A 12,653-nucleotide genomic window follows, 5' to 3' on the forward strand; every position below is an offset into this window, starting at 1 on the left:
CTCGCGCGAGCCGGGTACGACCGGGGTGCGACCCGTGCCGGCCGCGGCCGGCCGCGGCCGGCACGGGTCGCACCCCGGTCGTACCCGGCTCGCGCGAGCCGCGCGGGTCAGACGAGTCACCGCAACACAGGCCGAGACAAGTCAGGCGCGTCTGGAGCGCCCCAGTCATGCGGTCTACAGGACCGCGTCTATCCTCCGCGCAAGCTCATGCTTGGGCATGAATCCCACGAACTTCTGGACGAGCTGACCTCCTTTGAACAGCCCCAGCGTGGGGATGCTCATTATGCCATAAGTGGTCGCGGATATCCTGTTTTCATCCACGTTCAGCTTCGCGACCTTCATCCTGCCCGCATAGTCCGCGGCGATATCCTCGACCACAGGCGCCATCATCCTGCACGGGCCGCACCATTCCGCCCAGAAGTCGACGAGCACAGGCTCCTCCGATTTGAGCACTTCCTGAGCAAAAGTGGCATCGCTGACCTCAATGACTCCCTTTGCCATGTCGAACCCTTCCTTTCTGTGATTTGCCGTGTGGCATCTATGATCCGGCCCTAGCGAGCACGAGTCGAGTATATCTGGAGGATCCGCTGTGTATATGGTCGCAGGGGAAACTCAAACCTATGCCTCGAATTTTGCAACCACCACCGTGGCGCAAGTCACGAGCCGCGAGCCCACGGCCAAAGGTCATGACAGCTTGCTGAAGATCTTGACGAACCTCGCAAGCGCAGCACGGCTCGCCGGGCTTGCTCCCATGTCCCGTGCCACGCAGTCCACGAGGTGGGATCCGGCTATCGCTATGCCGACTTGCGTCACCGCCGCTTTGAGCGCGGCCACCTGGATGACCACCTCGTCACAGCTCCTGCCGTCTTCGATCATCTTTCGGATGCCCCTCGCCTGGCCCTCTATACGCTTCAACCGCGACAAGATGTCGTTGCGAGCGCTCTCGCTGAGCGTGAGAGCATCGAGGTCAAGTGCGTCGACCTCCCTGTTCTCCCAACCAGCAGGGGCTCCGAGGCCTCTTTCACCAAGCCCATCAGGCCCACCGGACTCGCCCGCGTCGGGCTCACCGCGCGGACCTGGGCTCGTCAGCTTGGTTCCCCGGTCCATTGACTTCTCGGGCACGTCCTCTGCCATCCGGCACACCTCGCATCGGTCCATATTACCCTGCCGGGTATAGTATACGGCGTCCGTCTGTGGTGTGTCAAGAAGAACCAGCAAGGTTTTCGAGGCGGGTTCCAATTCATCCTCCGAGAGGTCATACACATGCATAGGCGAGCTGGAAGTCAGACCGCGCATAGCAAAATGAGCCGGCGCCATACGAAGGCATTGAGAAAGCGCCAGATGCTCGTTTGATTTCCAGGTTGGCATCTATAAAGAGCCAACGTCAAAAAGGGCGCGGCTGCCCCTGCCCGAGGCCCCTGGTGGGCGTGCCAAGCGGTGGTGCACGTGTCAATCATTCTTCATTTGAAGAAAACGTGGTTGCCGATGATGGCGGTCACGGGCCGCGTCCGAACCCACGGATCATAGCTCTTGGACGGGTTATAGAAGCCGATCGCGCCCAGCGACGGATCCTCACCGGCCAGCGCCCGGTCGGCGGCCTCGATCGCCTGCTCCGTAGGAGGCAGGTTGATGGTTCCGTTCGCAACAGGCGTGAACTGCACGTAGCCCTGATCGACCTGGTAGATCACGTCCGTGATGGTGTTTGGGTACTCCGGGCTCTCCACGCGGTTGAGCACCACGGCACCCACAGCCACCTGCCCCTCGAACGGCTCGGCTTCCGCCTCCGCGCGGATCAGCCGCGCGAGGAGAAGGCGTTCCTCGGGACTGGCATCGTAACCCTGCCCAGGCGGCGATGGCTCGGCAGGTGACGGTTCTGGAGATGGTGACGGCTGGGGCGACGGAGACGGAGACGGAGACGGGGACGGGCTGGGCTCGGACGGGGCAGGCGACGCGCCCCCCGGGCCAGGATCAGGCGCGGGTGCCGGTTCCGGTGCGAGGCCTGGCTCGTTCCCCGGGGCCGTGACGGGCCTTCCGGTCGCGCTCACCGCAGCGAAGACCAAGACTAGAAGCAGAATCAGCGAAACCGTGTTCGTGCTCATGCCTGGTCATTCGACAACACGCGCCCGATCCATTCAAGTAAATGTTGGCTCGCTTGCCACGCCTGCCTGCCTTGCCCAGCCTCCCCTCTTACCTGGGCTCCGCTTTCTTCTGCTTTAATGGAATCACCGTGAGACTCCTGGGCTCTGCCACGTTCTCAGTCTGTGGACACGGTGAAACCCCACACCGCCGACGCAGATACGGACAAGACTTGGGGCTCATACCCCTCCAGGTTGAGCGTGCCCGAGGCGGGCAGGTTCGGCTCGAGGCTCAAGGCCATGACTCCCCATACGTATTCGCCCGGTTCCAATGGCGGCGAGGGTGGCTGACCTATGAGGCTGTTGTCCCCATACGTGGTCGAAGTCGTAGTGCCCCCGCGGACAAGGCCTACCCACACGAGCTCACGGGTCAAACCAATAACGGGATCCGACTTAACAGCAGCCACGAAGACAACGTACGCCTCCGCCCCAGACACCGGTTCCCAGTCAAAGACCGGCGTGGCACCGACTTGCTTGACATCGGCAGCAATCACCGTCTCATCAGCCGGACTCGTCAGCGACCCCCCCCTCAGCGGCGCTATGGGGGTACGCGACACTGGTGCGCTCTTCGGCCCCTCGCCGGCGCGGTTGTACGCAGACACGGCGTACTCCACTCGCTGTCCCGGGGTGAGCACGGGCGAGCCGTCCATCCACTCCTCCCATTCGCCCCTCAGGACGTCGGCAACGAACCGGCCGTTCCGATACACCTTGAATCCCATCGCGTCTGCTGTCTCATACCGCCAATAAGCGCTTGCGAGTATCACAGCATCGGAACCTGAAGGCGTCCCACGCGCTTTTGGACCGGAACCCTCCCGGAACGCTTTGGCCGTCCCGGCGGGCGCAAGCACCCTGGCGAGCTCGTCGCTCGAAGCCGAGCCGATGTCCCCGGGGCTCCAGGGGAACGTGAACAAGGAATAGTGCATCGTAGTCACCGTGCAGCGGAGGTCTGACGGAGCCACGGGCAACGTGCCTTGAACGGTCTCGTTTTGCACGGTGACCGGGACTATCCTGTATGCCATGTTATAGTTGGAATCGATGACCATGGCCACGAGCTTGTGCTCGCCGTTGTTCCATCCGGTTTCGTTAGGCGAGCCGCTCACCGTGTTCCACTCCCAGACAAGGGGCTGTCCGGACTCCACGACTTGGCTCCCGAACCCCCAGGAGCACTCCGGCTCCGAGTCCTCGTCCAGGAAGAGCAGTACTCCAAATATGCCGCCTTCGTCGCTGGGCGTGACAGTGACTTGGACGGTGCCCGAGACCATCGAGGGGCAGTCGACCGTCACGGTCGGCGGCTCCTTGTCCTGCAGGCGAGCCGTGGCCTGAGACGCGGGTCTCCTCACCATGCGCAGCGCAACTTCGCTGGTGCGGTTGGCCTCCACTTTCAAGCCGTATACTATAGTGGAAGGCCAGTCGGTCTTCGCGACCAGGAGGTCATACGTCCCCGGGCTCACGCTGGTCATAGAGAACTTGCCCACAGTCGAGGTCGTGGCCTGCCTGCTCGTGCCGACCAGCGTCGCTTGCGCGCCTGCCACGCCTGGAGAGGAGGCCAAGAATGTGGCTTCTATCCTCATTTCGTCAGACATGTCGATCTCCGAGACGTACCCTACAATCGTTCCCTTGGACGAGGTGGTGCCTCCGCCACCGCCTAAGCCCCCGAAGCAACCCGCCGTCGCCGTGGCAAGCAAGACGCACAACACCACTAGTCCGCACAGAGCCACCGTCCTCCTCGTCATGCCCCACACAATGTCATGGTGCATCCCTCTTCCCCTCCTATCCGTAATGATGCTGCTGGGTTCCGGAGGGCACGCGGTCCCTTCGGCGACTCGACTCCGTATGCCTAAGCCCAACGCGGAACGTGGCACACCGGGGAGCCCCGAGGCGCTCAAAGACCCCGACGGCGCGTATCCGGTAAACCGTACAGATCTCTCAAGGGTATGTTAAGGGGCCGGAAGTACCGGATACAGTACCGGAAACGGTACCAAGTACGCCTGAGACTGACCGAGACTTTGCAGGTTTCTGCAAACAAACGCAGAATTATGTAACGTAGGAACTGCCAACGGGATCGAAGCCAGGGGGGCGTTGGGGGGAGCCGTATGCCGCCGGGCGATGGTAGCTTCGCTGGCAACGCGTTCATGTTCGTCGGTCGCACCAAGGAGCTTGCCGCTCTCAGAAAGGCCGCCTCCTCCGTTTCAGACTGCCAGGTGTTGAACATTTATGGTCCGGGAGGAATTGGTAAGACACACCTATTGTACCGTTTTGCTGAGGAACTTAGAGCCCAGGGCGCGTGCGTCATCTGGCTCAACGCCGGCGAGATCGAGCCTTCCACTAAAGGCTTCGCCAACGCACTGCGCCTGTCGCTCACGAGGACGGCCGCACACATCTCCCCACCCTCAGTGCCGCGCGCGGGAGGAACCGCAGCGCGCGGGTCGCCTCCACCGGCCCTACCCGCCGTTCCCGCGCAGGCCCCTCCCGAAGAGGAGGAAGGTAACTTGTTGCGAAAGGCGCGGACCGCCGCAAGCGGCACGAGCCTTCAGGGCGCCCTCGGCCTGCTCAATGTAGTGGCAGACGCCAGGCCGACCGTGGTTGTCATCGACGACTACGAGACCTCTCCTCTCCTCGATGGTCTCTTTCGGCGGTCGGTTCTGCCCTCGCTGGACACGCGAATCCTCGTTGTCATCGCGTCTTGGCACCCTCTCAGCCGGCTCTGGGAAGGTGACCCCGCAAGCCTCGCGAGGACCCGGTGCTTGGCTTTGCGATGCCTCGCGCCCCAGGAGGCCGAGGAGCTTTTGCGACAGCGAGGGATCGCGGGGCAGGGTGTCATCGACCGCATCATCCTCTTCGCCGGAGGCCTACCGCTGGCACTCGTCCTGGCAGCGAACGCGGAACTTGACCCGGGAGCCGCTGGGCCTGCGGGCGCGAAGGCGACGCGCGATCGCAGCTACCGGGAGATCTCTCACGAGGTCTTTCGGCGCATTGTCCGGGAGGTCCCTGATGAGCACGTCCTCAGGCTTCTTGAGACGGCGTGCGTGATTCGGCGCTGCAATGAAGAGCTCCTCAGCCACCTTGCTGGCACGCGCGTGACCGCTCTGGACATCAGCAAGCTTACCAGCCTCTCGTTTGTCCACGTGACTGAGGAGGGGCTCACGATCGACGACGAGATCCGCAACGTCGTCCTGGAGGACATGCGCTGGCGCGCGCCCGAGCGACTGGCATCCCTGAGGCGACTCGCGATGGATTGGTTCAAGAAGAGGCTAGGCGGCGCCGGGGCGGATGACAGCGTGGAGTACCTTTTCTTGACCCCCGACCCGCTCCTTCGCCGCTATTTCTTCACTGAGTGGGACGACGTCGGCCTCTACCGCGATGCCGGCGCGCCCAAGATCGAGGAACTGACAAGCGTTTACGGAGAGTGGCTGCGTGACTACCTTGGTCAGAAGGATGAGCGTCCTGAAGAGATCCACCAGATCTCAAGGCTTTTCGCGCTGTACCCGGATAGGTTCATAGCTGTGAGGGAACGCGACGGCCGCCTCGCCGGCTTCACTTGTCTCATCCCCGTGGAAGAACGTTCGCTGCCGGTCCTGCAGGCATCAGAGGTAACGTGGCTGTGCGTGGACCACCTTCCGGGCCTGCGCAGCGCATCCCACATCCTTCTCTTCCCCTTCATCACGAGGAGCGCCCACGCTTACCAAGCCAGAGCCGCGTTGGTACAGGCGGTCTTCGAGTGGCAGGCCGAGCACGAGGCGCACGCCGTGTTCGTGACATGGGTGCACGAGGAAACGGCGGCTTCAAGGGCAGAGAAGCTCGGCTTCAAGCGGCTTCAAGAACCTGTTTGCACAGCGTACGGGCCGGCTATGCCTGTGAGCTATTACTGCCTTGACCTCACCAATAGGTCCGTCCAGAGCTGGCTCGCAGAAATGCTCGGGCAGGAAGAGGCCCCACGGGCAACGAGCCTCTCGTTCCAGGAGATCGTTCAAGAGACGGTCTTCTGCCTCCGCCACTTCTGGAATAATGAAAAGCTGGAACTTAGCAAGATGTCCCGCCTCCGCATTGTGGCACACCGCCTCGCTCGCACTTACACGCCGGAGAAGGCCGGCGCCGCCACGGCCGGTGAGCGTCCGGCCGCCGTGTCAGACGCCATCCGTTCACTTCTCAAAGACGCCATCGCACTCTTGGCCCAAGGCACGGGACGTTTCGCCTTCCGTTCTGGAGCAGACCAGGCAAGGCTCATTCGGCTGGCCTATATCGAACGGGCCGGGTCCCATGAGCGCATGATGGAACGACTCGGCTTGCCGCGGACCACTTACTACAGGCGGCTGCGCCGCGCCCTCCACAACATCGCCGCCATAGTTGCGTCGCTGGAACAGGATGCGACAGGCTCGTGACACGCACCGCCAGTCGGCTTACCTTGACACGTCCCCCTCTGCATGCTACACTGCGGTTAGCAGCTCATATTAGGAGCAGGTGCTAATCTTCCCTTGCTCGGTGCCATTCTGACACGGCACCGCACCGTGAGGAGGCGGGAGCGATGAATTACTTCCTCACTGAAGAGCAGCAGATGATCCGCGACCTTGCGAGGAAGATCGCGGAAGAAAAGGTTGCGCCGCGCGCAGCAGAATTCGATGAGGCCGAGGAGTTTCCGTGGGAGCTCATCAAGGTCCTCGCCGACGCAGGCCTGTTCGGTGTCTGGGTCCCCGAGGAATACGGCGGCCTCGGGGGAGGCGTGTTCGAGCAGTGCCTCGTGGTCGAGGAGCTTTCCCGAGCATGTGGCGCAGTGGCCGTCTCGTATGCCGCGAGCGCGCTCGGAGGCTTCCCCATCCTGCTCTTCGGGACCGACGAGCAAAAGCGCAAGTACATGCCGGACATCGCGTCCGGGGCGAGGCTCGCCGCGTTCGCCCTCACAGAGCCCGGCGCGGGGTCGGACGCGTCGAGCATCCGCACCACGGCGACGCGCGACGGTGACTACTACATACTGAACGGCACCAAGCAATGGATCACGAGCGGGGGCGAGGCCGAGATATACACGGTCATCGCCACGGTCGATCCGTCCAAAGGCGCGCGGGGGATGACCGCCTTCATCGTGGAAAAGGGCACCCCCGGCTTCGAGTTCGGCAAGAAGGAAAAGAAGATGGGCATAAGGGCCTCCGCCACGCGCGAGCTCATCTTCCGCGACTGCCGCGTTCCCGCCGCGAACATCCTCGATCGCGAAGGCAAGGGCTTCATCGTAGCCATGCGCACCTTCGACCGCACTCGTCCCGGCGTGGCGGCCCAGGCCGTCGGCATAGCCCAGGGTGCTCTCGACAAGGCCGCGAGGTATGCCACGGAGCGCGTCCAGTTTGGCAAGAGGATCGCCGAATTCCAGGCAATCGAGCACATGCTCGCGGACATGGCAACTCAGGTGGAGGCGGCGCGCGCTCTCGTCTACGCGACCGCGCGCATGATCGACGCCGGAGAGCGTGATTTCTCCAAGGAGGCTTCGATGGCGAAGGTCTTCGCGTCCGACGTCGCCATGCGCGTGACCACCGACGCGGTCCAGATATTCGGAGGATACGGCTACATGCGCGACTACCCTGTGGAGAAGATGATGCGGGACGCCAAGATAACCCAGATCTACGAGGGCACCAACCAGATCCAGCGCTCCATCATCGGGGGCGCCGTGATCAAGGAGGCCATGAGGGAGGCCGCGAGGCGGAAATGAACATCGCCGTTCTCATCAAGCAGGTCCCTGAGACCACCGACGTGAAGATAAACCGGGAGACGAACACCCTCATGCGTGAGGGTGTGGCGTCCGTCATAAACCCGTTCGACATGTACGCCATCGAAGAGGCGCTACGAATCCGTGAGAAGCACGGGGGCAAGGTCACCATCATAACCATGGGCCCGCCTCAGGCCGAGGAGGCGTTGCGCCAGGCCCTCGCCCTCGGCGGGGACGAGGCCGTGCTGCTCTCAGACAGGGCGTTTGCCGGCGCGGACACTCTTGCTACGTCATACACGCTCGCGAAAGCCATCGAGAAGCTGGGCGGTTTTGGCCTCATCATCTGCGGAAAGCAGGCCTCCGACGGCGACACGGCCCAGGTGGGTCCGGAGGTCGCGGAGAACCTTGACATCCCTCACGTAACGTATGTCCGCAAGATCGAAGAGCTATCCCCTGACGCAGGAGCCGCAGCCGGGCCCGGCGGGGACGGCTTGGGAGGCGCCAGCGTCGGACCAGGGCGCGATGCCTCTGCAGATGCCTCTGCAGTCCGCGGAGGTTCTGGCGACCGCGACCGTGGCTTCATCCGGGTCCAGCGTATGACAGAGGAGGGCTACGAGGTCATCGAGTCGCCCCTCCCGGTGCTCATCACGGTGGTGAAGGAGATAAACGAGCCCAGGATGCCCTCGATAAAGGGCATGCTCAGGGCGAAAAAGGCGGTCATCACTACCTGGAGCGCGGCGGACCTCGGCGCTGACCCCGGCCGCGTGGGCCTTGCGGGCTCACCGACGCGCGTCATCAAGGTTTTCACGCCCGAGCAGAGACGGGCGGGTGAGATAATCGAGGGCGCAACGGTCCAGGAGAAAGTGCGAACCCTTGTGGCGAAGCTCAAGGAAACCCACCTGGTTTAGCGCCCCATTACACGCCGGGGGCCCATGCATGGGAGCAGGCTCCCGGTGCTCACCGGCTGCTCGCAGGCTCGCAGGCCCGCAGGGTCGCGGACCCGCGGGGCCGCGGGCTCGGGGAGGCCTGGCGGGTGGTGGAGGCTGAGCCGATGGTGGATGCCGATGGTGGATGAGGTGCGTTCGGATTGGAGAGGAGCGGTGGAAGTGGCTGTGCGTGTTGTTTCGGATAGATGCACAGGGTGCGAGGCGTGTGTCGCCTCGTGCCCGTACGGGGCCATTGCGGTGCAGGACGGCGTTGCTGTCATGCTCGAGAACTGCATCCAGTGCGGGGCGTGCGCCGGGGCGTGCCCGGCCGAGGCCATCGAGATCGATGAGATGAGCCCCGGCACCCGGCCCGAAGCCGCCGGGGAGAGGGACAGCCGGGCGGCACGGCCCGCCAGCGGTGAAGAGTTTGGCGATAGTGGCGACAAGTGGCGCGACGTTTGGGTGTTCGCGGAGCAGCGCAAGGGAAAGCCTTCGAGCGTCGTGTACGAGCTCCTTGGCGAAGGCCGAAAGCTCGCCGACGATCTGGGCGAGGAGCTTTGTGCGGCGCTCCTCGGCCACGACGTGGACGAGGCCGCAAATGATCTGATCGCGCACGGAGCGGAGAAGGTGTACGTGGTCGACGACCCGGCCCTCGCCGATTTCCAGGATGAACCTTACGCGCAGGTCATAGCCGAGCTCGTCAAGGAGTACAGGCCATCCATCTTCCTCCTTGGCGCGACTACCATAGGGAGATCCCTAGGCCCGAGGGTGGCGGCAAGGCTCAGGACCGGTCTCACCGCCGACTGCACGGGGCTTTCCATCGATAGGGAAAAGCGCTTGCTCCTTCAGACGCGTCCCGCCTTCGGTGGGAACATCATGGCCACCATCATCTGTCCGGACAGCCGCCCGCAGATGGCGACAGTGAGGCACAAGGTGATGAAACGCGCGGCGCGCGACAACGCCAGGCGCGGCGACATCATCAAGCTGGTCAAGGAGGTCCTGCCGCCCAGGGCGAGGCTGGTCAAGGTGGTCGAGGAGACTCAACAGACGGTGAACCTCGCCGAGGCCGACATCATCGTCTCCGGGGGCCGTGGTCTCGGAAAGGCGGAGAACTTCAAGCTCATCGAGGACCTCGCGCGCGTCCTGGGCGCCGCCGTAGGGGCGTCCCGCGCCGCGGTGGACGCCGGGTGGATACCGTACGCGCACCAGGTCGGGCAGACCGGCAAGACCGTGTGCCCGAAGATATACATCGCGTGCGGCATCTCCGGTGCGATCCAGCATTTAGCCGGCATGGGGTCCTCCGATATCATCGTGGCCATCAACAAGGACCCGTCCGCACCCATATTCAATGTGGCGACTTACGGTATCGTGGGAGACCTCTTCGAGGTGGTGCCCGCGCTCACGGCGGAGCTGAGCAGAGGCAGTAGTGAGTGACCTATGGGTATGGTATGGGCTGGGCATGGACCGACCACGCCGATGCGGAGCCATGATGCCGTTGAAATCGCTGGAAATACGCCTGCCTCCCCTTGACAAACCTGGAGACTCGTAATAGCATCGTTAAAAATACATCTTCAAGGGACTTTGAGGCGAGTGAGGTGATCCTATACAGCTGTAGTAACGGGTTCGACTTGGGTCACGATCTCTTTTCGTTGATGGCATGGCATAGCGTGGCTACAGCAGCTTTTCAGCCCACATCTGCAGCCTGATTGTGGAACGCGAAGCACTCGAGGAGGGAGAAGAGTTGATCATACGCAGTATACAGCTACTGCCGTTCAAGATTCCTTGCGTCGCGCCTTCATCGACTGCCCCCGAGCCGGGGCGCTCGCTCCCGGGAGCAGCCCGCATCGTTCTCGTAACCTAGGCACGCGTCTTTCTCATTTCCGCGGGCCCTTATACAACCGACATCGCGGCGCGCTCGCGAGCGCCTCGATGCCCCGCGAGTCTTGCTAACCAAGGCTCCTGGTGTTCCTTTACCACCTGGAAGGCCATTTGGTCACCCATAGGGTACCCGTAGCACGGCTCATAGCACGGTGTGAGCTACGCACACACGAATTCACGAACCGAGGAAGCAGAAGGGGTTGAGAGATCGTGAGAAGCAGAGCACGGATGAGATGGGTCAAGTGGATCATGCTGACAATCATTTGCGTTGCGACCACAGCCGGGACGGCCGCCTTCGCGGCGGGCGGCGGCGCGAGTGACACCGCTGAGAGGGTCATTCGGCCGATTTACATTCTGACGAGGCCGCAGTCGTCCTCGCCGGACGAGTTCGAAAGCGCGACGCTCATCGCGAACGCCATGAAGCAGGTCGGCCTGGACGCCCGCGTAAAGGTCGTGCCCTGGGAGCAGATGGCCGACGTTGTGTGGTACCAGCGGGACAAGTGGGACATGAGCGGCTGGCAGATGACCGCCCGCCCAGAGAGGCTAGACCCGGACGAGTTCATCTACAACCTGTTCCATTCCAGCACCGCACAGGACGGCTATAACTTCGTGGGCTACATAAACCCGGTGTACGACAAGGTCGCCGAGCAACAGCGGGTCACCATGGACCCCGAGAAGCGCAGGCAGCTGGTGCTAAAGGCTCAGCAGATACTCGCGGACGACGCCGTGTATGATTTCCTCGTGCACCAAAAGATCGGCTTCGTTTACAACAACAAGGTATTCGCGGCTAACTCAATCAAGAACATGGCAGGCCTGGGCATCAAGAACTTCTGGACATACATCTACGCCACCCCAATTGGCTCGCAGAAAAGCATGATCCTTAACAGCAACGACACGGTCCAGGCAGTCAACCCGTTCTACATCAGCGGCACGGTGGACTCGTGGGTGACCGAGCTCATCTGGGACCGTTTGATGCGCATGGGCACGGACGGACTCCCGAAGCCCTGGGCGGCCGAGTCCGTTAAGTGGCTGTCCGACACCCAAGTCAAGGTGGTCCTCCGCAAGGGCATGAAATGGCACGACGGGAAGCCAGTGACCGCGGAAGACGTCAAGTTCTCCTTCGAAGCTCCCATGGGCGACAAGGTGCCCATGTACAAGCCATTCGTCAGCAATATAGACAAGATCGAGATAGTAGACCCGAACACTCTCATTTTCAGACTCAAGCAGCCTTCGGCAACCTTCGAGACCGCCTCCCTCGCGAAGATCAATCTAGTTCCGAAGCACATATGGGAGCCCGTCCTCAAGGACCTTGCTAACAAACCGGAGACCGCCGAGAGCTACCAGGAGAAGGTGCCCATCGGGTCCGGGCCGTTCAAGTTCAGCAGCTGGAAATTCTCGGAGGAGATCGTTCTCGAGGCCAACCGCGACTACTTCCAGCCTCCGAAGATCGACAAGTGGATCTGCCGGTTCATCCCGAATATGGAGGCAACCCTCGGCATGCTCCAGACAGGAGAGCTCAACTTCCTCGCCACCTACGTGGGTGACCCGCAGATTCTGGAGCAGAAGGTCAAGGCGAACCCGAACTTGACGATGGTGTACGCTGTGGACCTCGGGTTCAGGTTCTTCGCTATGAACCTGCGACGTCCGCCATTCGACGACGTCGCGTTCCGGAGGGCCATCCTGGCGCTGACCGACCGGCAGCTGATCGTGAACGCTGTGTGGAAGGGATTCGCCGTGCCCGCAGACTCCGTGGTATCCCCAGCGCTGGACTTCTGGAAGAACAAGAACCTCAACTATCCGCAGGGCGGGGTGAAGGCCGCGAAGGAGATCCTGAAGTCCGCGGGTTACGAGTGGGACAGCAAGGGCAGGCTGCTCTATCCGAAGGGCAGAAAGGAAGAAACGCCCCCAGCGTCCTGACGCTCGTTCGGGGTCTTGCTGCCGCCTGCCGCGGCCCTCGCCTTGAGCGCAGGGCCGGGGCCGCGAGCCTTTGCCGTTGATGCAGAGGATGTCGGGCGCGTCAGGCTG

The 12,653-nt window shown here is 62.6% G+C and carries 9 protein-coding genes; 5 read left to right on the plus strand and 4 right to left on the minus strand.

Annotated elements, in window-relative coordinates:
• Window positions 1–174: 174 nt before the first annotated feature.
• The 4 genes from trxA to GX515_11980 form a co-directional block, all read right to left on the minus strand.
• A complete protein-coding gene (gene trxA, locus GX515_11965; GenBank protein HHY33710.1) occupies window positions 175–501 on the minus strand; it encodes a thioredoxin in 327 nt (108 codons plus the stop codon).
• A gap of 183 nt (window positions 502–684) precedes the next feature.
• On the minus strand, window positions 685–1,107 hold the full coding sequence (locus GX515_11970; GenBank protein HHY33711.1) for a metal-sensitive transcriptional regulator: 423 nt from the start codon (window positions 1,105–1,107) through the stop codon (window positions 685–687).
• A 353-nt stretch (window positions 1,108–1,460) separates the two neighbouring features.
• Window positions 1,461–1,796: a cell wall hydrolase gene (locus GX515_11975; GenBank protein HHY33712.1), complete on the minus strand. Its 336-nt coding sequence runs from the start codon at window positions 1,794–1,796 to the stop codon at window positions 1,461–1,463.
• Window positions 1,797–2,254: 458 nt separating this feature from the next.
• Window positions 2,255–3,892: a carboxypeptidase regulatory-like domain-containing protein gene (locus GX515_11980; protein ID HHY33713.1), complete on the minus strand. Its 1,638-nt coding sequence runs from the start codon at window positions 3,890–3,892 to the stop codon at window positions 2,255–2,257.
• Between the two features lie 336 nt (window positions 3,893–4,228).
• On the opposite strand from GX515_11980, the gene GX515_11985 reads away from it, so the two are divergent.
• From GX515_11985 to GX515_12005, 5 genes are all read left to right on the plus strand, one after another.
• On the plus strand, window positions 4,229–6,514 hold the full coding sequence (locus GX515_11985; protein ID HHY33714.1) for an ATP-binding protein: 2,286 nt from the start codon (window positions 4,229–4,231) through the stop codon (window positions 6,512–6,514).
• Window positions 6,515–6,657: 143 nt separating this feature from the next.
• Entirely contained in the window at window positions 6,658–7,827 is a 1,170-nt protein-coding gene (locus GX515_11990) for an acyl-CoA dehydrogenase (GenBank protein ID HHY33715.1), read from the plus strand.
• The gene (locus GX515_11995) at window positions 7,824–8,732 is read left to right on the plus strand and encodes an electron transfer flavoprotein subunit beta/FixA family protein (protein HHY33716.1); all 909 of its coding nucleotides are present in this window, start codon (window positions 7,824–7,826) and stop codon (window positions 8,730–8,732) included. Before GX515_11990 ends, GX515_11995 begins: the two co-directional genes overlap by 4 nt.
• Before the next feature lie 198 nt (window positions 8,733–8,930).
• Window positions 8,931–10,184 (plus strand): electron transfer flavoprotein subunit alpha, encoded by a 1,254-nt coding sequence (locus GX515_12000; GenBank protein ID HHY33717.1) that lies wholly within the window; start codon window positions 8,931–8,933, stop codon window positions 10,182–10,184.
• 672 nt (window positions 10,185–10,856) lie between these two features.
• Window positions 10,857–12,545 carry a twin-arginine translocation pathway signal protein gene (locus GX515_12005; protein HHY33718.1) on the plus strand — a complete coding sequence of 563 codons (1,689 nt, stop codon included), beginning with the start codon at window positions 10,857–10,859 and terminating at the stop codon, window positions 12,543–12,545.
• The last annotated feature ends 108 nt before the right edge of the window (window positions 12,546–12,653 follow it).

The sequence above is a fragment of the Bacillota bacterium genome (assembly GCA_012842395.1).
Classification (GTDB): domain Bacteria; phylum Bacillota; class SHA-98; order UBA4971; family UBA4971; genus UBA6256.

Coding starts and splice junctions, on each gene's coding strand:
- GX515_11980 (HHY33713.1), bottom strand. CDS start 3,892: ATGCACCATGACATTGTGTGGGGCATGACGAGGAGGACGGTGGCTCTG.
- trxA (HHY33710.1), bottom strand. CDS start 501: ATGGCAAAGGGAGTCATTGAGGTCAGCGATGCCACTTTTGCTCAGGAA.
- GX515_12005 (HHY33718.1), top strand. CDS start 10,857: ATGAGATGGGTCAAGTGGATCATGCTGACAATCATTTGCGTTGCGACC.
- GX515_11995 (HHY33716.1), top strand. CDS start 7,824: ATGAACATCGCCGTTCTCATCAAGCAGGTCCCTGAGACCACCGACGTG.
- GX515_11970 (HHY33711.1), bottom strand. CDS start 1,107: ATGGACCGGGGAACCAAGCTGACGAGCCCAGGTCCGCGCGGTGAGCCC.
- GX515_11985 (HHY33714.1), top strand. CDS start 4,229: ATGCCGCCGGGCGATGGTAGCTTCGCTGGCAACGCGTTCATGTTCGTC.
- GX515_11990 (HHY33715.1), top strand. CDS start 6,658: ATGAATTACTTCCTCACTGAAGAGCAGCAGATGATCCGCGACCTTGCG.